The 21441-nt window shown below is 71.8% G+C and carries 21 protein-coding genes and 1 pseudogene; 11 read left to right on the plus strand and 11 right to left on the minus strand.

Features of this window, described 5'->3' with window-relative positions; translation table 11 throughout:
* Nucleotides 1–37: 37 nt before the first annotated feature.
* Nucleotides 38–1462 (minus strand): Nramp family divalent metal transporter, encoded by a 1425-nt coding sequence (locus tag CLT71_RS10095; RefSeq protein WP_101366886.1) that lies wholly within the window; start codon nt 1460–1462, stop codon nt 38–40.
* Nucleotides 1463–1530: 68 nt separating this feature from the next.
* Between CLT71_RS10095 and CLT71_RS10100 the strand changes: the two genes are divergently transcribed.
* A complete protein-coding gene (locus CLT71_RS10100) occupies nt 1531–2181 on the plus strand; it encodes a GNAT family N-acetyltransferase (protein ID WP_101366887.1) in 651 nt (216 codons plus the stop codon).
* A gap of 12 nt (nt 2182–2193) precedes the next feature.
* Here CLT71_RS10100 and CLT71_RS10105 read toward each other — a convergent pair whose 3' ends face one another.
* From CLT71_RS10105 to CLT71_RS10120, 4 genes and pseudogenes are all read right to left on the minus strand, one after another.
* Nucleotides 2194–3171 carry a TIGR03885 family FMN-dependent LLM class oxidoreductase gene (locus CLT71_RS10105; RefSeq protein ID WP_101366888.1) on the minus strand — a complete coding sequence of 326 codons (978 nt, stop codon included), beginning with the start codon at nt 3169–3171 and terminating at the stop codon, nt 2194–2196.
* A gap of 149 nt (nt 3172–3320) precedes the next feature.
* Nucleotides 3321–4736 (minus strand): NADP-dependent succinic semialdehyde dehydrogenase, encoded by a 1416-nt coding sequence (locus CLT71_RS10110; RefSeq protein WP_101366889.1) that lies wholly within the window; start codon nt 4734–4736, stop codon nt 3321–3323.
* A gap of 107 nt (nt 4737–4843) precedes the next feature.
* The gene (locus CLT71_RS10115) at nt 4844–5113 is read right to left on the minus strand and encodes a DUF6343 family protein (protein ID WP_101366890.1); all 270 of its coding nucleotides are present in this window, start codon (nt 5111–5113) and stop codon (nt 4844–4846) included.
* Nucleotides 5114–5366: 253 nt separating this feature from the next.
* Nucleotides 5367–5552: pseudogene (locus CLT71_RS10120) on the minus strand (IS200/IS605 family transposase); the annotation flags it as partial.
* 8 nt (nt 5553–5560) lie between these two features.
* Here CLT71_RS10120 and CLT71_RS10125 point away from each other — a divergent pair.
* Together CLT71_RS10125 and CLT71_RS10130 are read left to right on the plus strand one after the other, a co-directional pair.
* Nucleotides 5561–6796 (plus strand): RNA-guided endonuclease InsQ/TnpB family protein, encoded by a 1236-nt coding sequence (locus CLT71_RS10125; RefSeq protein WP_101366891.1) that lies wholly within the window; start codon nt 5561–5563, stop codon nt 6794–6796.
* Nucleotides 6797–7076: 280 nt separating this feature from the next.
* Nucleotides 7077–7958 carry a GDSL-type esterase/lipase family protein gene (locus tag CLT71_RS10130; protein ID WP_101366892.1) on the plus strand — a complete coding sequence of 294 codons (882 nt, stop codon included), beginning with the start codon at nt 7077–7079 and terminating at the stop codon, nt 7956–7958.
* A 119-nt stretch (nt 7959–8077) separates the two neighbouring features.
* Here the strand turns inward: CLT71_RS10130 and CLT71_RS10135 are convergent, their stop codons facing one another.
* The 3 genes from CLT71_RS10135 to CLT71_RS10140 all read right to left on the minus strand — a co-directional run bounded on the left by CLT71_RS10135 (nt 8078) and on the right by CLT71_RS10140 (nt 10674).
* The gene (locus tag CLT71_RS10135) at nt 8078–8785 is read right to left on the minus strand and encodes an EcsC family protein (RefSeq protein WP_486483663.1); all 708 of its coding nucleotides are present in this window, start codon (nt 8783–8785) and stop codon (nt 8078–8080) included.
* A 217-nt stretch (nt 8786–9002) separates the two neighbouring features.
* On the minus strand, nt 9003–9149 hold the full coding sequence (locus CLT71_RS37425) for a hypothetical protein (RefSeq protein WP_199187568.1): 147 nt from the start codon (nt 9147–9149) through the stop codon (nt 9003–9005).
* A 142-nt stretch (nt 9150–9291) separates the two neighbouring features.
* The gene (locus CLT71_RS10140) at nt 9292–10674 is read right to left on the minus strand and encodes a hypothetical protein (RefSeq protein WP_101366893.1); all 1383 of its coding nucleotides are present in this window, start codon (nt 10672–10674) and stop codon (nt 9292–9294) included.
* Nucleotides 10675–10967: 293 nt separating this feature from the next.
* On the opposite strand from CLT71_RS10140, the gene add reads away from it, so the two are divergent.
* The 4 genes from add (at nt 10968) to CLT71_RS10160 (ending at nt 14307) form a co-directional block, all read left to right on the plus strand.
* On the plus strand, nt 10968–12011 hold the full coding sequence (add, locus tag CLT71_RS10145) for an adenosine deaminase (RefSeq protein ID WP_101366894.1): 1044 nt from the start codon (nt 10968–10970) through the stop codon (nt 12009–12011).
* Nucleotides 12012–12046: 35 nt separating this feature from the next.
* Nucleotides 12047–12967, plus strand: coding sequence for a PAC2 family protein (locus CLT71_RS10150; RefSeq protein WP_101366895.1), 921 nt, complete (start codon nt 12047–12049; stop codon nt 12965–12967).
* 179 nt (nt 12968–13146) lie between these two features.
* Nucleotides 13147–13938 carry an exodeoxyribonuclease III gene (locus CLT71_RS10155; RefSeq protein WP_101366896.1) on the plus strand — a complete coding sequence of 264 codons (792 nt, stop codon included), beginning with the start codon at nt 13147–13149 and terminating at the stop codon, nt 13936–13938.
* Nucleotides 13939–13968: 30 nt separating this feature from the next.
* The gene (locus CLT71_RS10160) at nt 13969–14307 is read left to right on the plus strand and encodes an antibiotic biosynthesis monooxygenase family protein (RefSeq protein WP_101366897.1); all 339 of its coding nucleotides are present in this window, start codon (nt 13969–13971) and stop codon (nt 14305–14307) included.
* A 36-nt stretch (nt 14308–14343) separates the two neighbouring features.
* Here the strand turns inward: CLT71_RS10160 and CLT71_RS10165 are convergent, their stop codons facing one another.
* Nucleotides 14344–15054 carry a class F sortase gene (locus CLT71_RS10165; protein ID WP_101366898.1) on the minus strand — a complete coding sequence of 237 codons (711 nt, stop codon included), beginning with the start codon at nt 15052–15054 and terminating at the stop codon, nt 14344–14346.
* Between the two features lie 19 nt (nt 15055–15073).
* Nucleotides 15074–15577, minus strand: coding sequence for a hypothetical protein (locus CLT71_RS10170; protein WP_486483179.1), 504 nt, complete (start codon nt 15575–15577; stop codon nt 15074–15076).
* 301 nt (nt 15578–15878) lie between these two features.
* Between CLT71_RS10170 and trmB the strand changes: the two genes are divergently transcribed.
* Together trmB and CLT71_RS10180 are read left to right on the plus strand one after the other, a co-directional pair.
* Nucleotides 15879–16637, plus strand: coding sequence for a tRNA (guanosine(46)-N7)-methyltransferase TrmB (trmB, locus tag CLT71_RS10175; RefSeq protein WP_101371311.1), 759 nt, complete (start codon nt 15879–15881; stop codon nt 16635–16637).
* A 107-nt stretch (nt 16638–16744) separates the two neighbouring features.
* The gene (locus tag CLT71_RS10180; RefSeq protein WP_101366899.1) at nt 16745–19246 is read left to right on the plus strand and encodes a DEAD/DEAH box helicase; all 2502 of its coding nucleotides are present in this window, start codon (nt 16745–16747) and stop codon (nt 19244–19246) included.
* A gap of 62 nt (nt 19247–19308) precedes the next feature.
* On the opposite strand, the gene CLT71_RS10185 is transcribed toward CLT71_RS10180, so the two are convergent.
* A complete protein-coding gene (locus tag CLT71_RS10185; protein WP_101366900.1) occupies nt 19309–20058 on the minus strand; it encodes an SDR family oxidoreductase in 750 nt (249 codons plus the stop codon).
* 68 nt (nt 20059–20126) lie between these two features.
* Here CLT71_RS10185 and CLT71_RS10190 point away from each other — a divergent pair, with 68 nt between their 5' ends.
* Together CLT71_RS10190 and CLT71_RS10195 are read left to right on the plus strand one after the other, a co-directional pair.
* A complete protein-coding gene (locus CLT71_RS10190; RefSeq protein WP_101366901.1) occupies nt 20127–20549 on the plus strand; it encodes a winged helix-turn-helix transcriptional regulator in 423 nt (140 codons plus the stop codon).
* 54 nt (nt 20550–20603) lie between these two features.
* Complete coding sequence (locus CLT71_RS10195; protein ID WP_101366902.1) at nt 20604–21428, plus strand: inositol monophosphatase family protein; 825 nt, start codon at nt 20604–20606, stop codon at nt 21426–21428.
* Nucleotides 21429–21441 lie beyond the last annotated feature (13 nt).

Consider the following 21441-nt stretch of genomic DNA (forward strand, 5'->3'; position numbering starts at 1 on the left):
CGCTACAACAGAAAACGATATGCGGGGGCCCTTCCTTTCACCGCAGCCAGTCGAGGAGGCGGTCGCCCTGCTGCCAGACGGTGAGGGCGGAGAAGACGCCGAAGAGCAGCACCGACCAGACCAGCGCGACCACCCGGTAGGAGCGGGGGCGGATCTGCTCGGGCAGTACCCGGCGGTTGAGCACCAGCAGCAGGATCGAGTAGAAGAACATCATCAGCCCGCCGACGCAGGCCGAGATGACCAGCAGGATCAGCGGCTGGTCGAAGCCGGCCAGCAGGATGGCGCAGCCGAGCCCGACCAGCCCCCAGACCAGCCCGAAGTAGATCCGGCTCTCCGAGAGCCGGGGCAGGTACGCCGTCTTGAGCACGTCGGCGGCGAGCCGGCTGGTGTAGTCGACGATGCCCATCGCGGCGGCGAAGAGCGACAGTGCCCCGATCGCCCAGAACAGGGTGCCGAACCAGGGCCCGACGATCTCCTTGAGCCGCTCCCCCTCCACCTGGAGGAAGGAGACGCTGTTCGCCAGCCCCGGCACGCCGTACACGGTGGAGTAGGCGAGCAGCGAGGTGAGCACGATGGTGACGAACGAGATCAGCACGAAGGTGACCAGCTGCTCGCGGTTGGCCAGCCGCCACCAGCGCCGCCAGCGGGCCAGGTTCTCCTCGGTCGGCTCGAAGACGAAGCCCCGGCCGTCCGGGGCCGCCTCCTCCCGGCCGGTGACCGGGCTGACCAGCCGGGGAACGTAGCTGCCCATCCCGTAGCCCTTGTCCCGGATCCAGTTGGACTGCACCAGGTTCTGCCCGCCACCGGCACCGGCAAAGACCAGGGCGGAGAGCATCAGCGCGAAGCCGAGTTCGGTGGGAAACTCGGGGGCGGTCACCGCGCTCGGCAGGTCTCCCCAGGCCTGCGCCGAGATGGCGAAGACCACCGCGACGACGATGAAGAGGAGCACGAGCCCGACCTTGACGAACTCGACCCGCTCCAGTGCGGTGTAGACCACCGGGGCCAGGGTGAGGGTGGCGCCGATCGCCAGCAGCAGGCCGACGGCGATCCAGGTGGCGTCACCACCGAAGAGGTACGTCAGCATCGTGGCCGAACTCGACGCCCAGCCCGGCCAGAGGTTGGCGAAGTAGACCATGATCGCGAAGACCAGTCCCCAGTGCCGCCAGAACCGGGAGAAGCCGGTAAGCGCTGTCTCGCCCGTGGCCAGGGTGTAGCGCTCGATCTCCATGTTCAGGAACCACTGGGTGATGATGCCGACGGCGGCGGCCCAGAGGAAGACCAGCCCCACCTGCGAGGCGATGTACGGGAAGAGGATGAACTCCCCGGACGCCAGGCCGACGCCGGCAGCGATCACCCCCGGCCCGATGATCGACCAGGCCGACCGGGGTGGTGGGGGTAGTTCCCGGACTGTCACGCCGGGCAGGTGTTTGGTCGGGAATCTGTCGGCGGCGGTCTGCGTCATCGGTGACCTCCTGGTGCCGGATGCGAAATCGGTTCGCAGTGGTAGTGGTAAATGCATCTTCTGCCAAAATGGACGATGTGCCAACGAGTCCGCTCCGACCCGAACCGCGCGACGGGTCCGCCCCGAGCTCCGCCCGCACCACCGACGGCCACCGGGAGGAGGTCAGGGACCGGCTCGTCGTCCGACCCGGCAGCCCCGGCGACGTCGACGCGGTGCTCGCCCTGCTCGACGGCGCCACCCGCTGGCTGGTGCAACGGGGCCGCACCGGGCAGTGGGGCAGCGCGCCGCACTCCAGCAACCCGCGCCGGATCGCCCAGGTCCGGGGCTGGGCCGCCGACGGCGACCTCTACCTCGCCGAACTCGCCGGGCGTCCGGTCGGGGCGCTCGTCGTCGGCACGGCGGTGCCGCACGTCCCGGCCGCGACCGAACCCGAGTTGTACGTCAACCTGCTGGTCACCGACCGTGCCCACGCCGGGCGGCGGATCGGCGCGCGACTGCTCGAGTACGCCGAGGAACTCGCCCGGGCCCAGGGGGTCGGCCTGCTCCGGGTGGACTGCTACGCCGGTGACGACGGCGCCCTGGTCCGCTACTACGAGAGCCAGGGCTTCACCGCCACCGAACCGTTCACCGTGCCGCTGGCCGACCGGCGCTGGCCGGGTCAGGTTCTCGAACGCCGCCTGCGGCCCCGCACCGGCGACGACGGGGCGGGGCCGAGCTGAGCCGGACACGGCTCAGTTGTGGTTCGTCCCGCCCGTCCGCAGCTCGGGTAGCACCTTGGCCCCGAAGGTGTCGATGAATGCCTCCTGGTGCTGCCCCACGTGGTGCAGATAGATCTCGTCGAAGCCGAGGTCGGCATACTCGCGCAGCAGCGCCGCGTGCCGGCCCAGGTCGGCGGAGACGTTGACCACCTCGGCGACCTGTTCCGGCGACACCTGCTCGGAGGCAACGTCGAAGTGGTCGGTCATCTCCAGATCCCAGCAGACCGGCGGGGCGAAGACGTTGCTGCGCCACTGGTCGTACGCGATCCGGGCCGCCTCCGCCTGGTCGGGTGCCCAGCTCAGGTGTACCTGGAGGTGCAGCTTGCCCCGGCCGCCCGCGTCCCGGTACGCGTCGATCATCCGGCGCAGCCGGGACACCGGCGCGTTCACGGTGATCAGGCCGTCCGCCCACTCGGCGCACCACCGGGCGGTCGCCTCGCTGACCGCTGCGCCTACCAGCGCGGGCGGCTCCTCCGGCCGGGTCCATAGCCGGGCCCGGTCCACTGTGACCAGTCCGTCGTGGCTGACCTCCTCACCGGCCAGCAGCGCGCGGATCACGTCGATGCACTCCCGCAGCCGGGCCGTCCGGATCTCCTTGCGGGGCCAGCCCGTTCCGGTGATGTGCTCGTTGCTCGCCTCCCCGCTGCCCAGCGCGGCCCAGAACCGGCCGGGGTACATCGCGCCGAGGGTGCCGATCGCCTGCGCGATGATCGCCGGGTGGTAGCGCTGGCCCGGCGCGTTGACGACGCCGAACGGCAGGGTGGTGGCCTGCAACGCGGCGCCCAGCCAGGACCAGGCGAAGCCGGACTGCCCCTGCCGGGCACTCCATGGCGAGAAGTGGTCGGATGACATGGCCGCGTCGAAACCCGCCTCCTGGGCCCGGACGACGGCCCGGAGCAACTCGGCGGGGTGGATCTGCTCGTGCGAGGCGTGGAGCCCGAAGACCGTCATGGCGGTTTCCCATACCCCACCGCCCCCGCCCCGCACACCCGGTACGCGCACGAAACCGGTACGCGCCCGAAAAACGTCGCCCGGCCCTCGGGGGAGCCGGGCGACGCGCCGCGCTCTTCTTCCTGCTGCCCGCCGTGGCGTACCGGCGGCTACTCGCTGTGCGCGCCCGCGCCCGCGCCGGTCGAGTCCCCCGCGCCGATCCAGACGGCCTTGAGGTTGCAGAACTCCCGGATGCCCTGCGCCGAGAGTTCCCGGCCGTAGCCGGAGTTGCCGACGCCACCGAACGGCAGCTCCGGATAGGACGTGGTCATCCCGTTGACGAAGACCATCCCGGCGTCCAGGTCCGTGACGAACCGCTGCTGCTCGTCCGGGTCCCGGGTCCAGGCGTTCGAGCCGAGGCCGTAGTCGGTGCCGTTGGCGACCTCGATCGCCTCCTCGTACGAGCCGACCCGGTAGAGCCCGGCGACGGGTCCGAAGACCTCTTCGGCGTACATCCGCATCTGCGGGGTCAGCTCGGCGACGACGGTCGGCGGGTACCACCAGCCGGGCCGGTCCGGCTGCTCGCCGCCGCAGAGCACCCTGGCCCCCTTGGCGACGGCGTCCCGGACCTGCTCGGCCACCTCGTCCCGGCCCCGCTCGGTGGCGAGCGGCCCGACGTCGGTGGCGTCGTCCATCGGGTCACCGAGCCGCAGCGCCGACATCCGGGCCACGAACGCCTCGGCGAACTCGTCGTAGACCTCGGTGTGCACGATGAACCGCTTCGCCGCGATGCAGGACTGGCCGTTGTTCTGGCAACGGGCCACCGTGGCCACCTCGGCGGCCCGGGCCACGTCGGCCGAGGGCATCACCACGAACGGGTCGCTGCCGCCGAGTTCCAGCACGGTCTTCTTCAGGTACTTCCCGGCAATCGAACCCACCGACCGTCCCGCGCCCTCGCTGCCGGTGAGCGTCGCGGCCCGGACCCGGGGATCGGCCAGTACCTGCTCGATCCGGTCCGAACCGATCATCAGGGCCTGGAAGGCACCGGCCGGGAAGCCGGCCCGGCGGAACAGCTCGTCCAGATAGAGCGCCGTCTGCGGCACGTTCGAGGCGTGCTTGAGCAGCCCCGTGTTGCCGGCCATCAGCGCCGGCGCGGCGAACCGCAGCACCTGCCAGAGCGGGAAGTTCCACGGCATCACCGCCAGCACCGGACCCATCGGGAAGTACCGGCCGTACGCCGAGGTGGCGCCGATCGAACCGGCGTCGGCGGGCTCGTCGGCGAGGAAGCGCTCGGCGTGTGCCGCGTAGTACCGGCAGGCCGCCGCACACTTGGCCACCTCCGCCTTGGCCGACGCGTAGGTCTTGGCCATCTCCGTCGTCATCATCCGGGCCACGCCGTCGGATTCCACCTCCAGCAGGTCCGCCACCGCGGTCATCCACCGGGCCCGGTCGGCGAAGGTGGTGGCACGCAGCTCGTCGAAGCCGGCTGCCGCCCGGGCGAGGGCCGCCTCCAACTGCTCGTCCGTCATCTCCTCGAAGGTCTTGAGCACCTGTCCGGTGCTCGGGTCGATGGTGGCGATCGACATGTCGTACTCCCTTCGATGTCGGTGAATCGGCCGGAGCGTGGGTCACGGGCGGACCGGGACCGGGTCCGTGCTCACTCGGAGCGCGGGGCTCACTCGAAGAGCAAGGCTCACTCGAAGAGCGAGTGCTTGGTGCCCGGCGGCTCCTCCCGGCGCCGCGCGGCCCGGCGGCGCTGGATCACCACCAGGTCGACCACGGCGACCACGGCGAGGATGCCGAGGGCCGCCGCGAGGACCAGCAGGTCGGCCCGGAGCGCCAGCACGCCGAGCACCACGCAGATCACCAGACCGAACGAGGCCAGCGCCAGGCGCAGGTTCAGCGCGCTGTACGGGTGGCCAACCGTCCCTTTCGCCCGTCGGGGCTGCGATCTCGAGGCCATTTCGGCCAACTACCCGGTATGGGGATGAACTAACCTGGCCGGCCGCCCCGTCGTAGCTGGTCGCCGCCGGGTTGCCCGAGGAGCCGGGCGGACGGTGGGATTCCGGCGCCGGGATGGGTATAACGGGTGGTCGAAAAAATCGAGGACGACGACGATGTCGCGTCCTTCTACCGGTCGCTGCAACAGCGCTACCGGGATGCGGGCCAGTGCTCGGCCTTCAGGTCGGGGGTGGAGGCCCGCGTTGGGAGGGCCGCTAGGCCCGGGCAGTGCCTTGACCTGGTCGGTTCTGCTGCTCGATGTACTGCTTCACGGCGGTCAGTGGTGCGCCGCAGACGGTCCCTGCGAAGTACGAGCCGGACCAGAGTTTGTTGGCGCGGTAGTAGTGGCGTACGAGGTCGGGGAATTCCTGCCGTAGCCGCTGCGAGGACACGCCCTTGAGTTACATTGATGATTGTGCAGCTCCGTTACCAGTTCCGTGTGTACCCGACGCCTGGCCAGCAGATCGAGCTGGCCAGGGCGTTCGGCTGCGCGCGGGTGGTGTTCAACGACGGGTTGCGCCTTCGTCAGTCCGCGTGGGAGGCGGGCGAGAAGTACATCTCCGACGGGGAGTTGTCGCGTCGTCTGATCACCGAGGCGAAGCTGACGCCGGAGCGGGCCTGGCTTGCCGAGGTGTCGGCGGTGGTGTTGCAGCAGGCTCTCGTGGACCTGAACACCGCGTACCGCAACTTCTTCAACTCGCTGTCCGGCAAGCGTAAGGGCGGCAAGGCCGCCCCGCCCCGGTTCCGGTCCCGCAAGGACAACCGGCAGGCGATCCGCTTCACCAAGAACTCCCGGTTCAAGATTCTGGACAACGGCCGCCTGCGGCTGCCGAAGATCGGCGACGTGCACGTGCGCTGGTCGCGGACTCTGCCGTGCGACCCTTCGTCCGTGACGGTCATCAAGGACGCCGCCGGGCGGTACTTCGCCTCGTTCCTCGTCCAGGCGAGCGACGAGGTGTTGCCGCTGGTCGAGCCCGAGGTCGGCATCGACTTGGGGCTGACCCACTTCGCGGTGCTCTGCGACGGCACGAAGGTCGCCGCCCCAAAGTTCCTGCGTCGCGCCGCCCGCAAGCTCAAACGGCTGCAACAGGCCCTCTCGCGCAAGCAGCGCGGCAGCCAGAACCGCAAGAAGGCCGTCGTCAAGGTCGCCAGGGCGCACGCCCGGGTGGCCGACACCCGGCGGGACTGGCAGCACAAGTTGTCCACGGCGATCATCCGCGAGAACCAAGCGGTGTACGTCGAGGACCTTTCCGTTGCCGGACTCGGCCGGACCAGGCTCGCCAAATCCGTCCACGACGCCGGATGGGCCGGCTTCACCACCATGCTGGAGTACAAGGCCGCGAGGTACGGGCGCACCTTCGCCCGGGTCGACCGGTTCTTCCCGTCCACCCGGATATGCTCCGACTGCGGACGGATCAACGAGAAGATGACGCTCGACGTTCGCGCGTGGGACTGCCCGTGCGGCAGCCACCACGACCGGGACGTCAACGCCGCCAAGAACATCAGGGCCGCTGGACAGGCGGACCTCAACGACCGTGGAGCGCACGTAAGACCGGGACTCGTCCCGGCGGAGCGCAGAGAAGCGGTAACCTACCCGGACGCCGCGTGTCCCACACGCAGCGTGGAGGGAATCTCCGTCCTTTAGGGCGGAGAGGATGTCAAGACAACGTCTACGAGATCGGGGACGCCCCGGAGCGGGTGATCGTGACCATCCGACCGGAGAGTTTCGTCGCCGTCAGCAACGGGCAGCCGCAGCACAGCCGCTGACCCGCCTCTGACCCCCACTGACCGGCGCCGGGCCAGGTGTCGGTGATCCGCATGCCGCCGGGGCACCGGCGAGGGTTCCGGGCCGACGGTGGCGCCGCGTACAGTTACGGAGCGATTGCTGTCCGCTCTGTACGGAGAGAAGCATGCCCAGACGCAGCATGCCCAGGCGTTGGACCGCCGCCGTCACCGCCGTGCTCGCGGCCTTCGCACTGGCCTGCGAGGGGTCGGGCGGTGGTGGGGGTGGCGGCCAACCCGACCCTCCGCCCAGCACGCCCCGCCCCGGACTGCCCGACTCGATCGCGGCCCTCGGCGACTCCATCACCGCCGGCTTCGGCTCCTGTCTGGTGCTCGCCGCCTGCCAGCGCAACTCGTGGTCGACCGGGGACAGCAGCCGGGTGGACAGCCTCTACCGGCGGGTGCGCGAGGTGAACCCGGCCATCCGCGGCAACGCGCACAACGAGGCGGTGAACGGCGCCCGCGCCGCCGGCCTGACCACCCAGGCCGCCGCGGCGGTACGCGCCAGAGTGGAGTACGTGACGGTACTCATCGGAGCGAACGACGCCTGCCGGGGCGGGATCGAGGACATGACAGGTGTGGCGGCGTTCCGCAATGAGATCGACCGTGGACTCGCCACCCTGAAGAAGGGCCTGCCGAAGGCCCGGGTACTGGTGGTGAGCATCCCGAACCTCTACCGCGTCTGGGAGGTCGGCCACGAGGACCCTCGGGCGGTACGCGCCTGGCGGGGTCGGATCTGTCCCGCGCTACTGGCCAGCCCCACCTCGACCGAGCCGGCCGACCGTACCCGCCGGTCGACGTTCCGGGCCCGGATCGACGCGTACAACGAGCAGCTCGCCGCCGCCTGCAAGGCGTACGGCTCGCGCTGCCGGTACGACGGCGGCGCGGCGCACCGGGTGCGGTTCGGGCTGGACCTGCTGAACCGGCTGGACTACTTCCACCCGAACGTGGCGGGGCAGAACGAGTTGGCCGAGGTGGCCTGGCGGGCTTCCGGCCTGGCCGGCCCGGCCCGACGCGCCGACTGAGGCCGGCCGGTGGCGGAATGCCACCCCACCCCGCCCGAGGAGTTCCCGTCGACGGTCACCGGCGAGGTCACCGGGGCGGCAGAATGATCGCGGTCACCGAGGCGGCGGCATGATCGCGGTCACCGAGGCGGCGGCATGATCGCGCGGGGCCGGTACAGCTGTCGGGAGCGGTCCGCCAGGTTCTTGGTGGCCGCCGAGTTCGCCCAGCTGCCCAGCACCACCGCCGCACCCGGGACCGCCTTGGCGAGCATCTTCTTGGCGGCCCGGACGCCTGCCATCTGCGCCAGCTTCAGCCCGAGTCGCAACATCACCTGGGCCAGTGGAGCCGACGACCGGCCCCGCAGGGCGTCGAACCGCTCCCGGCCGGCGGCCACCCCGAGGGCCACCCGCGCCGTCTCGGCGATCTTGTGGACTCGTTGCAACACGAGCAGGTCGGTGGCCCGGTCGGGGTGCTCGGGGTCGTGGCCGTACGCCGCCGCGACGTAGAGCACCATCCGGGCCTGGGTCCAGGCCAGTACGCCCATGTCGAGGACCGCGCCGGGCAGGCCGGCAGCGCCGGAGACCGCTCCGGAGACCCGGGCGTGGTTGACGAACTTCCGGATCGCCGTCTCGGCCATCGCCTCCGGGGTCATCTGCGGATACCAGGCGCGGTTGCGCTCGGCCCAGGCCCGCGCCTGCGGCCCGATCCGCCGGACCGCCTCCAGGGCGAGGTGCTCCGGGGCGTACTGCGGATCGGCCTTCATCCGCTCCCACAGCCCGCCGGGCGGGGCGACGACCAGCTCCGGGTCGACGGCGGCCTCGGCCTCGACCGGCTCGACCCGATCCACCGCCGTGTCCGGACCGACCTGCGCGACCCCGACGGCGGCCGGCGGGGATGCCGGGCCGGGGTTCGCGGCGGCCGGCGGCGTACGGTCGGTCGGTGGCGGTACCGGTACTGCGGATGGGCCGCCGGCCGGCTGGAACTCCGTCACGGTGCACACTCCGGATCTCGAGGGGACGGATCAGGATACGACCGGCCCGGCCCGGACCGGTCGGGATCGACGGTCAGCGCCGGCCGCGCAGCCGGGACATGATCTGGCGCATCCGATGCTGGTTCGACGGCTTGGCCAGCTCGCGCCGCCCCCGTTCGACGACTTGCCGCCCCTGCGGAGATCTGAGGAACATCCGGATCCGTTGCACAAGTGATGCCATCTCGGTCCTCCTAGCGTGGTCCTGAACTACCAGGTTTACCCGATCCTCGGCCCGGTCACACCGGTCTCACGATTCGGACGGGTCCACGCCTCCATAGTGGCCGCACGGATCAAGCCCTGCCCGCCCACCTCAGCTGGTGCACTCAGCGGTTCGAGGACGGCACGAGCGCGTCGACGACCCTGGTCGCCTGGCTCTCGTGCTTGGCGTAGTGCTCGGGGTAGGCCGAGTACTGCACCGCCTGGGCCGCCTCGGTCAGCCGCATCCGCTGCCAGCCGGGTACCTGGCGCAGCGCCTCGAAGAACCGGGCACTCGCGTACGCCGGGTCCATCAGCCGGTTCACCGGCCCCCAGCCGCTGCTGGTGCGCTGCTGGAAGAGCCCGACCGAGTCGTGGTCCCAGCCGGTGCCCTGGTGCCGGTAGCGCTTGGACTCCGGAAGCACCTCGCTGGCCCGGTTGAGCAGGTTGCTCTCCTGCATGGCGGTGGCGACGCCGATGATCAGTCCCTGCCTGGGCATCCCCATGTCCCGGCCGGTCCGGACGATGGCTCGGGCGTTGTCCATCTGGACCTCGGTAAGCCCGGCGACCGGTGCCGCGTCGTCCAGCGGCGAGGACGTGTCGGGGTCCGCCTCGTCCGACGTGGCGGCCGCCGACCGCTCCTGGCCGGCGGAGCGACTGGCCCGCTCCGTCGAGCGGTCCGGGCCGGACGGCTCGCCGGTGCCGTCGTCCGGCCGGGAGAGCGCGACCCGGTCCTCGGCGGTCGCGGTGGTGCCGCCGGCCGGGCCGGTCGACGGCGAGACCGCCTCGACGGCGGCGAGCGCGCCGAGGCAGCAGAGCAGCCCGGCCGCCACCGCGACCCGGGCCGGGCGGTGCAGGCCCAACCGGTCCGGCAGTCCGGTCCGGGCCACCAGGGCGCCGGCCCGGGCAGCGAACCGGCGGGCCGGCGGCGCGATCCAGCGAGCGAACCGTCGGGCCGGCGGTGCAACCCGGGCGGCGAGCCGGTGCACTGGCGGCGCGACCCGGGCGGCGAGCCGGTGCACCAGCTGCTCGGCGGCACGGACGGCCGGCAGCCTGCGGAGCCGGAGCAGTCCCGGCTCGACCACCCGGCGGAGCTGGGCCAGCCCGAGTTCGGCGGCCCGGCGAAGCCGGACCAGCCTCGGCTCGGCGGCGCGGCGCAGGCGTAGTCCCAGGGTGCGGAGGACCGTCAGGGTCGGCCCGGCCGCACGACGCAGCCGAGCGGCAAGCATGCCGGCCACCCGACCGGCGGCGAGGGCAGCGGGCCGGACACGCCAGGCCAGGGCGGCAGCGGCCCGGACCAGTCGCCGCGCCACCGCCGCGCCGAGCGGTCGGAGGTGGCCGACCAGGGCCGACAGCAGGAGTACGAGCCTGCGCAGCGGGGCGGGCCGGAACGCCCCGGGCGACTGGCGCGGGGCAGTGCCGGATGTCGAGTCGTCGGAGGGGACATCATCCGATCGGACAGTGCTGGGTACGGCGGAGTACGCGGTCTCAGAACGGTCGTCGTCAGGCATCCGACGAGGCTAGGCAGGCCGATGGCCGACTACGGGGAGTCACCGGGTGGCCTCCACCACATCTGCGGGACCGACAACCGGTCATCGGACCGCAGGCGGTGGCGGCACTGGTCAGATATAACAACCAGGGCATACCAGAAGAAGCACGTTTACCGTGTCAGTGGGGCATCTACCTTCGAATCAGCCGTCACCGACGGCAACATCGATCACCTCCCCCGATCAGCCGAGCCGCACCCGGCCGGCCGGTCCCCCACCCGTTCGCCGGACCGGCCGGTCTCGTGAGACCGTGGACCATGGCACCGGTTCCCGACCCGAACGAGCACCACGACCTCCGTCGGCTGCCGAAGACCAACCTGCACCTGCACCTCACCGGCTCGATGCGGCCGGAGACGCTGGCCGAGCTGGCGGACCGGTACGGCCTGCCGCTGCCCGAGCCGCTGCCGACCGGCCTCCTCGCCGGCTGGGCCGCGTTCCAGAGCCGTTACGACCTCGCCCGTGCGGCACTGCGTACCGCCGAGGACCTGAGCCGGGTGGTGGCCGAGGCGACCGCCGACAACGTCACCGACGGCGCGGGCTGGGTCGAGATCCAGGTCGACCCGACGACGTACGCCGACCGGCTGGGCGGGCTGGAGCCGGTGGTGGAGGCGGTACTCGCCGGAGCGGCCGGCGGGCGTACCGGAGTGGTGTTGGCGGCCAGTTGGGCCGGGCCGCCGGTGCACGCGGAGCGGATCGCCCGGCTCGCCGCCCGGTACGCCGGGCACGGCGTCGTCGGCTTCGGACTCTCCAACGACGAGCGGCGGGGCCGGATCGCCGACTTCGTGCCCGCGATGCGGACGGCGACCGAGGCCGGACTGCTGGCCGTGCCGCACAGCGGCTTCTACGAGGCCGCCTGGCACGTCCGGGACTGCGTGACACTGCTCGGCGCGAACCGGGTCGGGCACGGGGTGACCGCGGCGACCGATCCCGCCACCCTCGACCTGCTGGCCAGCCGGGCGGTGGCGATGGAGGTGTGTCCCAGCTCATACCCGCCGTTCGGCGTCACCGCCGGACTGCCGGCCACCCCGCTGCGCGAACTGCTCACCGCCGGGGTGCCGGTGGCGCTCGGCACGGACGACCCCCTGCTCTTCGGCACCAGCCTGCTCGACCAGTACCTGCTGGCCCGGGACGTACTCGGCTGCTCCGCCGCCGAACTGGCCGCGTTGGCCCGGTCGTCGGTGGAGGCGTCCGCCGCGCCACCGGAGGTCCGGGCCACGATGCTGGCAGGGGTCGCGGAGTGGCTCGGTGGAATGGACCAAGATAGCGGCAGCGTTTGCTACATCGGGGCGCCCTCTGTGTAGGCGCGTCCCGGCGTACCCCAAGGAGGTCCTGACCGGTGCTCGACCCGAACGAGCTCTACCAGCTCACCGACGACCTGCCCGAGCTGGGTCAGCCGGTGCTGATCCAGGCGCTTTCCGGCTTCGTCGACGCCGGCAACGCGACCCGGCTGGCCCGGGAACACCTGGTGTCGACCCTCGAGTCCCGGACGATCGCCACCTTCGACGTCGACCAACTGCTCGACTACCGGTCCCGGCGTCCCACGATGATCTTCGTCGAGGACCACTGGGAGCACTACGAACAGCCCAAGCTCGAACTGCACCTGCTGCGTGACAACGAGAACACCCCGTTCCTGCTGCTCTCCGGCCCCGAGCCGGACTTCCAGTGGGAACGGTTCATCGCGGCGCTGACCAGCCTGATCCGGCGGCTCGGCGTACGGGTGACGATCGGTCTGAACGCGATCCCGATGGCGGTGCCGCACACCCGCCCGATCGGGGTGACCGCGCACGCCACCCGACCGGAGCTGATCACCGGTTACGAATCCTGGCTGCAACGCATCCAGGTGCCCGGCAGCGCCGGCAACCTGCTGGAGTTCCGCCTCGGCGAGCAGGGCCGGGACGCGGTCGGCTTCGCGGTGCACGTGCCGCACTACGTGGCGCAGACCGAATATCCGGGAGCGGCCGAGCTGCTGCTGACCTCGGTCTCCCGGGCCACCGGCCTGCTGCTGCCCACCGAGGCGCTGCGTACCGCCGCCGAGGCCGTCCGGGTCGACATCGACCGGCAGGTGGCGCAGACCGACGAGGCGACCTCGCTGGTGCAGGCGCTGGAGGAGCAGTACGACGCCTTCACCCGGGGCCGGGGCGAGCCGAACCTGCTCGCCAACCAGAACGGGCCGCTGCCCACCGCCGACGAACTCGGCGCGGAGTTGGAGCGTTTCCTCGCCGAGCAGGGCCGCCCCGGGGAGAACCCGGGCACCTGACCGCAGGACGTGCTGGTGCGCCCGCCAGCCGGCACCGGGCCGGCGGGGCGTCCACCCCGGCGGGCAGGCGGGCGTCCCCGGCGGGCAGGCGGGCGTCCCCGGCGGGCAGGCGGGCGGGAGTTGAGCCGTGGGCGCGTCGCGGACCTGCGTTCTCCGGCCCGATCGGGCAGGCTGGGAACATGCGCCTGGCGACCTGGAACGTCAACTCGGTGAAGGCCCGCCTCCCCCGGCTGCTGGACTGGCTCGACGGTACGAAGCCTGACGTCGTCTGCCTGCAGGAGACGAAGTGCCCGGACGGCTCGTTCCCGTCCGGCGAGGTCGGCGAGCTGGGCTACGAGGTGGCCAGCCACAGCGACGGGCGGTGGAACGGGGTGGCGATCCTGTCCCGGGTCGGGCTGGCCGACGTCGCGGTCGGGTTCGCCGACGAGCCGGGCTTCCCGGAACCGGAGGCCCGGGCGATCTCCGCGACCTGCGCCGGGCTGCGGGTCTGGTCGATCTACGTGCCGAACGGGCGTACCCCGGACTCGCCGCACTACGAATACAAGCTGGCCTGGCTCGCGGTGCTCCGCGACGCGCTCGCCGCCGAACTGCGCACCGGGCTGCCGCTGGTGGTCTGCGGGGACTACAACGTGGCGCCGACCGACGCCGACGTCTGGGACCCGGCGCTCTTCGTCAACTCGACACACGTGACTCCGGCCGAGCGGCAGGCCCTGGCCGACCTGCGCGCCCTGGGCCTGACCGACGTGGTGCCGACGCCGATGAAGGGCCCGCACCCGTTCACGTACTGGGACTACCGGGCCGGGATGTTCCACCAGAACAAGGGAATGCGGATCGATCTGGTGTACGCGACCGAGTCGTACGCCGAACGCGTCACCTCGGCGTACGTGGACCGGGAGGCCCGAAAGGGCAAAGGCCCCTCCGACCATGCCCCGATCGTTGTCGACACCACGGCCGGCCCCGACGGCGGGTGACCGGCGGCCCGGCGCGGCTAGGGTGAGGCCATGGCAGTGGTGAAAATCAACGCGATCGAGGTTCCGGAAGGCGCCGGCCCGGAACTGGAGCGCCGGTTCGCCGCCCGGCAGGGCGCGGTCGAGAACTCCCCCGGGTTCCTCGGCTTCGAACTGCTCCGCCCGGTGGCCGGCGAGACCCGCTACTTCGTGTACACGAAGTGGGAGAGCGAGGAGGCGTACCAGGCGTGGGCGAGCGGGCCGGCCCGCCAGGCACACGCGGGTGGGCCTGCCGGTGGCGGTTCGGGCGGCGAGCAGCCCCGGCCGGTCGCCAGCGGCGCCACGCTGCTGGAGTTCGAGGTGGTGCAGCAGGCCGGCCCCACCGCTCCGTAGCCGCCCCGGCGGCGCCCGGATCGGGTCGGCGGCAGTTCACGGCTTGCGGGAGTCGACCAGGGACGCGAACGCGATGATGTTGTCGGAGTAGCCGGTTCCGCCACCGACCCAGCGCCCGCCGCAGGTGATCAGGCGGAGCCAGGGGCGGCGGAAGTCGCCGTACACCCGCTCGGCGGGCAGTTTGTCCTTGTCGAAGTGTTCGACCGAGTTGACCTCGAAGATCGCCACCGACCGGTCCTGCCGGGTCACCTCGATCCGGGCGCCCGGGCGGAGCTTCGCCAGATCGTGGAAGACCGAGGGTCCGGTACGGGTGTCCGCATGCCCGACGATGATCGCCGGCCCGAACTGGCCCGGGGTGGGACCCTTGTCGTACCAGCCGACCTCGTTGTGCTTCTCCAGCGCGGGTACGGCGATCGAACCGTCGTCGGCGAGCCCGACCCGGTGCACCGGGGCGCGTACCCCGATCGACGGAACCGCCAGCTTCACCGGCCGGCTCGGCGCGAGTACCGGAAAGTCCCGGGGCGGCTCCTTGCTGCTACCGCTGAGCCAGCGGAACGGCCCGCCCGCCGACTGGCCCAGCCCGGCGCCGGTGGCGAAGACCCCGACGAGTACCAGGATGATCGCCAGCGGCCCGATCATGCTCCGGCGGGGGCGGCTGCCTCCGGGCCGGGCCGCCGGATGCCGCAGGTGCACCGCCGGCTGACGGCCGCCGATGATGCGACGCCGGCCGGTGGGGGTACGGGCCATCGGGCGGTACTCCTCCCGGTCAGGTCCGGCGCGGGGCGATCGACCGGGCCCGGCGACGGATGGCGACCAGACCCAGCACGGCACCGAGTACGGTGCTGGCCAGCCCGCCGGCCACCAGCAGTCCGCCCGGGTCGTCCCCGGCGCTGCCGCCGAAGCCGGTCGCCGGTCCCTTCTGCGGCCGGGTGGCGCCCACCACCATCAACCGGGTACTGGCGGTGCCGCCGTCCGGGCAGCTCAGTCGTACCCGATAGGTGTCCGCCCGGGTCGTCTCCGGCACGCTGGCGACCGCGGTGAGGAACCCGGCCTGCGGCTGCACCGTCACCGTGCCGAAGGCCGGCGACTCGACGGTGGCCGGCTGGGTGTTGGTGCGGCAGCTCGCCTTGATGCCGACCATGAAGCCGGCCTCGACGGTGCTCGGGTTGACCTGGACGAAGACGTCGGCGGCGCGGGCCGGGGCGGGCACGGCCAGCAGCAGGGCGAGCGGGACACCGCCGAGAAGCGCGATGCGTCGACGCGTTGCCACTGGTCCCCCTCCCGGCGCCTCGGGCAGGCCGGACACTGCGGGGCCTGCTGGCCTGCCGTATAAGGAAATCCTCTCACCTGTCGACGCCGAGCACACCCGGTCAGGCGTTCTCGGCCCAGATCCGCATCCGGCCGAGCCCCGTCGAGCCCTCGGCCGACCGGTGAATCCGTGGTCACGCGGGCCGATCGCGTAGGCTGACGTTCCCGTGACCCTCACCAGCCAGGACCAGAGCAGCGCCGCCGCCGCGCCGGCCCCGCAGCCCGCGCCCGCCGGGACGCCGGGCCGGGTACCGCCGGATCGGCTGGCCCAGATCCGCACCTTCCACCCGCGCCGGGGGCGGCTCAGCGGACGGCACCTGGACGCGCTGGACCGGCTCTGGCCCAGGTACGGCCTGACCGTCCCGATTCCCGGGCACTCCGACGACGGCGCCGACGACGACGGCAGCGGCAGCGGCAGCGGCAGCAGCGACGACGACCGGCCAATCGGCGACCGGCCAACCGGCCGCCGGCTGGACCTCGCCGAGCTGTTCGGGCGGGTGGCACCGGTGGTGCTGGAGATCGGTTCCGGGATGGGTGACGCCACGGTGGCGATGGCCGCCGCCGACCCGGGGCGCGACTATCTCGCCGTCGAGGTGCACACGCCGGGCATCGCCAACCTGCTCGCGCTGACCGAACGGTACGGGTTGACGAATGTCCGGATCGCCCGGGGTGACGCGCTCGACCTCGTCCGGCACCTGCTGTCGGCGGACCGCCTCGACGCCGTACACGTCTTCTTTCCCGACCCCTGGCCGAAGCCCCGGCACCACAAGCGCCGGCTGATCCAGCCGGCGCACGTCGCGCTGCTGCGCTCCCGGCTGGTGCACGGCGGCATCCTGCACTGTGCCACCGACTGGCCCGAGTACGCCGACAGCATGCGCGAGACCCTCGACGCCGACCCGGAGCTGGTGAACCTGCATCCCGGTTTCGCCCCCCGCCCGGCGCACCGGCCGGTGACGAAGTTCGAGCGGCGCGGGGTCGCCGCCGGCCGCCCCATCCGCGACCTGATCTTCCGCCGCCCCTGAGGTGCAAGGAAGGGCCCCCGCATATCGTTTTCTGTTGTAGAAGGGCCCCTTCCTTACATGGGGGCGATTGGCGCTGCGGGGGGCGGGACAGGCACCATGGACCGGCTATGACGCTCACTGATCAGCTGCCGGGCAGCGCCGACCCCGATACCCTCTTCGACGCGTTCGCCGGGTGGGCGCTGGAGCGCGGGCTCAGCCTCTATCCGCATCAGGAGGAGGCGCTGATCGAGATCGTCTCCGGGGCGAACCTGATCCTGAGCACCCCGACCGGCTCCGGCAAGAGCCTGGTCGCCACGGGTGCGCACTTCGCGGCGCTGGCCGACGACCGGGTCAGCTTCTACACCGCGCCGATCAAGGCACTGGTCTCGGAGAAGTTCTTCGCGCTCTGCGAGATCTTCGGTGCCGAGAACGTCGGGATGCTGACCGGGGACGCCAGCGTCAACGAGGACGCCCCGATCATCTGCTGTACGGCGGAGATCCTCGCCAACATCGCCCTGCGGGACGGCGACCGGGCCGACGTCGGCATGGTGATCATGGACGAGTTCCACTTCTACGCCGAACCGGACCGGGGCTGGGCCTGGCAGGTGCCGCTGATCGAGCTGCCACAGGCCCAGTTCGTGCTGATGTCCGCCACGCTGGGCGACGTCACCCGGTTCGTCGAGGACCTGAGCCGGCGTACCGGGCGGGCGACGGCGCTCGTGAAGAACGCGGAACGGCCGGTACCGCTGATGTTCTCGTACGCGATGACCCCGCTGCACGAGACCCTGGAGGAGCTGCTCTCCACCCGGCAGGCGCCGATCTACGTCGTGCACTTCACCCAGGCCGCCGCCCTCGAACGCGCCCAGGCGCTGATGAGCGTAAACGTCGCCACCCGGGCCGAGAAGGACATGATCGCCGAGGCGATCGGCAACTTCCGGTTCACCGCCGGCTTCGGGCGTACGCTCTCCCGGTTGGTCCGGCACGGCATCGGGGTGCACCACGCGGGGATGCTGCCGAAGTACCGGCGGCTGGTGGAGACCCTGGCCCAGGCGGGACTACTCAAGGTCATCTGCGGTACCGACACCCTCGGGGTCGGGATCAACGTGCCGATCCGCACCGTCCTGTTCACCGGCCTGTCGAAGTACGACGGGGTCAAGACCCGGCTGCTCAAGGCGCGCGAGTTCCACCAGATCGCCGGCCGGGCCGGCCGGGCCGGCTTCGACACCATGGGCACGGTCGTGGTGCAGGCGCCGGAACACGTGATCGAGAACGAGAAGGCGCTCGCCAAGGCCGGCGACGACCCGAAGAAGCGCCGCAAGGTGGTCCGGAAGAAGCCGCCGGAGGGGTCGATCGGCTGGGGCCGGCCGACCTTCGAACGGCTGGTCGAGGCGGAGCCGGAGCCGCTGACCTCCAGCTTCCAGGTCAGCCACGCCATGCTGCTGAACGTGATCAGCCGGCCCGGCGACGCCTTCGCCGCGATGCGGCACCTGTTGACCGACAACCACGAGGAACCGGCCGCGCAGCGCAGACACATCCGCCGGGCCATCGCCATCTACCGCGCGCTGCTGGCCGGGGGCGTGGTCGAGCGGCTCGCCGAGCCGGACGAGCAGGGTCGACGGGTACGCCTCACCGTCGACCTCCAGCTCGACTTCGCGCTCAACCAGCCGCTCTCGCCGTTCGCGCTGGCCGCGATCGAGTTGCTGGACAGCGCCGCCCCGACCTACGCCCTGGACGTGCTGTCCGTGATCGAGTCCACTCTGGACAATCCGCGGCAGATCCTCTCGGCGCAGCAGTTCAAGGCCCGGGGCGAGGCGGTCGCCGCGATGAAGGCCGACGGGATCGAGTACGAGGCACGGCTCGAACTGCTCGACGAGGTGACCCACCCGAAGCCACTCGCCGAGCTGCTGGACGCCGCCTACGAGATGTACCGGCGTGGGCACCCCTGGGTGGCCGACTACGAGCTGCGACCGAAGTCGGTGGTCCGGGACATGTACGAGCGGGCGATGACCTTCGTCGAGTACGTCAACTTCTACGGCCTGTCCCGCTCCGAAGGGCTGGTGCTGCGCTACCTGGCGGACGCGTACAAGGCGGTGCGGCAGAGCGTGCCGGAGGACGCCAAGACCGAGGAACTGATCGACCTGATCGAGTGGCTCGGCGAGCTGGTCCGGCAGGTCGACTCCAGCCTGATCGACGAGTGGGAGCGGCTGCGCAACCCGAGCGCCGATCCGGCCACGGTGGTGGTCGACGAGAAGCCGCCGGCGGTCACCGGAAACGTGCGGGCGTTCCGGGTGCTGGTCCGCAACGCACTGTTCCGCCGGGTGGAGCTGGCCGCCCTGCGCCGCTTCGACGAGCTGGGCGCGCTCGACGCCGAGGACGGGTGGGACGCCGACGCCTGGGCCGAGGCGCTGGAGCCGTACTTCGAGACGTACGACGAGATCGGCACCGGGCCGGCGGCGCGCGGACCGGCGCTGCTGATGATCGAGCAGGGTCGGGACCGCTGGACGGTACGGCAGATCCTCGACGACCCGGACGGTGACCACGACTGGGGAATCAGCGCGGAGGTCGATCTCGCCGCCTCCGACGCGGCGGGCACGGCGGTACTCCGGATCACCGACGTGGGGCAGCTGTAGCACGACGCCGCGCAGCCAGCGACCCGCGTGCCGCCTCGGCTGCCCGTGCTGTCGACCTGTCCTCAGTCGACACTCATCCCGGCGGTCAGGTTCGCGATGGCGCCGGTGATCGCGGCCGCGCCGTCGGAGGCCAGGAACGCGGCTGTGTGGGCCACGTCGTCGAGTGTGGGCAGTCGCTTGAGGAGCGTCATGTCGTGCAGGAACGCGCGGAACTCCTCGACCGGCATCGGCAGGTCGGGGCCGTCGACGGTCTCCCAGATCCGGTGCGGGCGCAGGCAGACGACCCGTACGCCGCCCGGCCCGAACTCGGCGGCAAGCGTGCGGGTCAGCCCCTCGATCGCGGCACAGGCGACGCCGAACCCGCTGGTGCCGGCGATGGCCATCCGGGCCGGCGAGGCCGAGAGGGTGAGGATGACGCCGCTGCCCCGGCGCAGCATGTGCCGGCCGGCGATGCGCGAGGTGAGGAACTGGGTCGACGCCCAGGCGGTGACCGGGGCGAGGAAGTCCGCCAACGGCAGGTCGACGAGCGGCACACCCTGGACGATCGGGATCCCGACCGCGTTGAGCACGACGTCCGGCGGGTCGATCGACGCGAGATAGCGCTCGATCCCGGCCTCGTCCGAGGCGTCGACCTCCGATGCGGAGGCGGCGCCGCCCGTTGCCGCGATGTCGCGCCGGACGGCCTCGACCGGCGCCAGCGTACGGCCGCTGAGGTGCACCGTCGCGCCTTCCTTGGCGAACCGGCGGGCCACCGCACCGCCGATGGCGCCGCCGGCTCCGAACACCACGGCTGTTTTTCCGCTCAGCGACATTGGAGCTCCCTTCGACGTCGCTACGCTAGAGCAGACACTTGCATCATGCAAGCAACCGGAAGGATCCCATGCTCGGACATCTCTACGAAGGCCAGGAATGCTCGGCCGCGCGGACACTCGAACTGGTCGGCGAGCGGTGGAGCCTGCTGATCCTGCGCGACGCGATGTTCCGGGGGTACACCCGTTTCACGCAGTTCCAGGCAAGCCTCGGCATCGCCACGAACGTGCTGGCCAAGCGGCTCGACTCGTTCGTGGCGGCCGGCCTGATGCGCACGCAGGACCAGCAGTACCTGCTCACCGAGAAGGGCGGGGACCTCAAACCCGTCGTCGTCGCGCTCACCGCCTGGGGCGACCGTTGGGTCCGGCCCGGCCCGATCACGTACGTCCACGAGTCGTGCGGCGGCGGCGATGTCGTGCAGCACCTGCACTGCGACCGGTGCGGTGGCCCGGTCGAACCCGAGGTGGTGCGGGTCAGACGCCGTACGCCATGAGCCCCGGCGGACGGCGCCCTCCGCCGGGGCACCGACCGCCCTTAGCATTGCCGCATGACGATCACCGATCTCGAACTGGCCGTCGCGGCGGCGGAGGCGGGCGCCGAGGTGGTGCGCTCCCGTTACGGCACCGAGCTGGCCCGGTTCGACAAGGCTCCGGGCGACTTCGCCACCGCCGCCGACATCGAGGCGGAGCAGGCGATCGTAGAAGTGCTGCGGGCCGCCCGCCCCGAGGACACAGTGGTCGGTGAGGAGAGCGGCCGGACGGGATCCGGCGGGAACGGCCGGGAGTGGCTTGTCGACCCGCTCTGCGGAACGCTGAACTACGCCGCGCAGAGCATGCTGGTCGCGGTGAACGTCGCGCTGCGGTGCGGGCCGGAGACCACCGTGGCGGCCTCGGCGGACCCGTTCAGCGGCGAGGTGTTCTGGACCGACGGCACCCTGGCCCGGGTACGCCGCAACGGCGTCGACACCGACCTCCGACCGTCGGCCGACTCCGGCCTGGTGGACGTCAACCTGGATCCGCCGTTCCCGAACGAGCCCACCTTCCGGGCCGTACGGCTGCTCGCCGAGCCGGAGTTCGCCGAGCGGTTCCGCCCCCGGGTGATCTCCAGTACCCTCGCGGTCGCCTGGGTCGCCGCCGGCCGCCGGGCCGGCTACGTCACCGACGGCGACCTGCGGGACAGCGTGCACTTCGCCAGCGGGATCGCGCTGTGCCGGGCCGCCGGTTGTGTGGTCACCGGCCTGCGCGGCCAGCCGCTGCACACCGGTCCGGGCGGCCTCGTCGTGGCGGCCGACGAGCAGACCCACGCCGCCCTGCTGGCCCTGGTCGAGAAGCAGTTCCGGGCCGGCGTCGACCCGTCGACTGGCACGCCCTAGGTAAGGGGCCCGG

Source organism: Plantactinospora sp. CNZ320 (assembly GCF_002846275.1).

Bases quoted from the DNA above. Each gene is read 5' to 3' on its own strand.
- CLT71_RS10095 (WP_101366886.1), bottom strand. From the start codon at position 1,462: ATGACGCAGACCGCCGCCGACAGATTCCCGACCAAACACCTGCCCGGC.
- CLT71_RS10100 (WP_101366887.1), top strand. From the start codon at position 1,531: ATGGACGATGTGCCAACGAGTCCGCTCCGACCCGAACCGCGCGACGGG.
- CLT71_RS10105 (WP_101366888.1), bottom strand. From the start codon at position 3,171: ATGACGGTCTTCGGGCTCCACGCCTCGCACGAGCAGATCCACCCCGCC.
- CLT71_RS10110 (WP_101366889.1), bottom strand. From the start codon at position 4,736: ATGTCGATCGCCACCATCGACCCGAGCACCGGACAGGTGCTCAAGACC.
- CLT71_RS10115 (WP_101366890.1), bottom strand. From the start codon at position 5,113: ATGGCCTCGAGATCGCAGCCCCGACGGGCGAAAGGGACGGTTGGCCAC.
- CLT71_RS10125 (WP_101366891.1), top strand. From the start codon at position 5,561: ATGATTGTGCAGCTCCGTTACCAGTTCCGTGTGTACCCGACGCCTGGC.
- CLT71_RS10130 (WP_101366892.1), top strand. From the start codon at position 7,077: ATGCCCAGGCGTTGGACCGCCGCCGTCACCGCCGTGCTCGCGGCCTTC.
- CLT71_RS37425 (WP_199187568.1), bottom strand. From the start codon at position 9,149: ATGGCATCACTTGTGCAACGGATCCGGATGTTCCTCAGATCTCCGCAG.
- CLT71_RS10140 (WP_101366893.1), bottom strand. From the start codon at position 10,674: ATGCCTGACGACGACCGTTCTGAGACCGCGTACTCCGCCGTACCCAGC.
- add (WP_101366894.1), top strand. From the start codon at position 10,968: ATGGCACCGGTTCCCGACCCGAACGAGCACCACGACCTCCGTCGGCTG.
- CLT71_RS10155 (WP_101366896.1), top strand. From the start codon at position 13,147: ATGCGCCTGGCGACCTGGAACGTCAACTCGGTGAAGGCCCGCCTCCCC.
- CLT71_RS10160 (WP_101366897.1), top strand. From the start codon at position 13,969: ATGGCAGTGGTGAAAATCAACGCGATCGAGGTTCCGGAAGGCGCCGGC.
- CLT71_RS10165 (WP_101366898.1), bottom strand. From the start codon at position 15,054: ATGGCCCGTACCCCCACCGGCCGGCGTCGCATCATCGGCGGCCGTCAG.
- CLT71_RS10180 (WP_101366899.1), top strand. From the start codon at position 16,745: ATGACGCTCACTGATCAGCTGCCGGGCAGCGCCGACCCCGATACCCTC.
- CLT71_RS10185 (WP_101366900.1), bottom strand. From the start codon at position 20,058: ATGTCGCTGAGCGGAAAAACAGCCGTGGTGTTCGGAGCCGGCGGCGCC.
- CLT71_RS10190 (WP_101366901.1), top strand. From the start codon at position 20,127: ATGCTCGGACATCTCTACGAAGGCCAGGAATGCTCGGCCGCGCGGACA.
- CLT71_RS10195 (WP_101366902.1), top strand. From the start codon at position 20,604: ATGACGATCACCGATCTCGAACTGGCCGTCGCGGCGGCGGAGGCGGGC.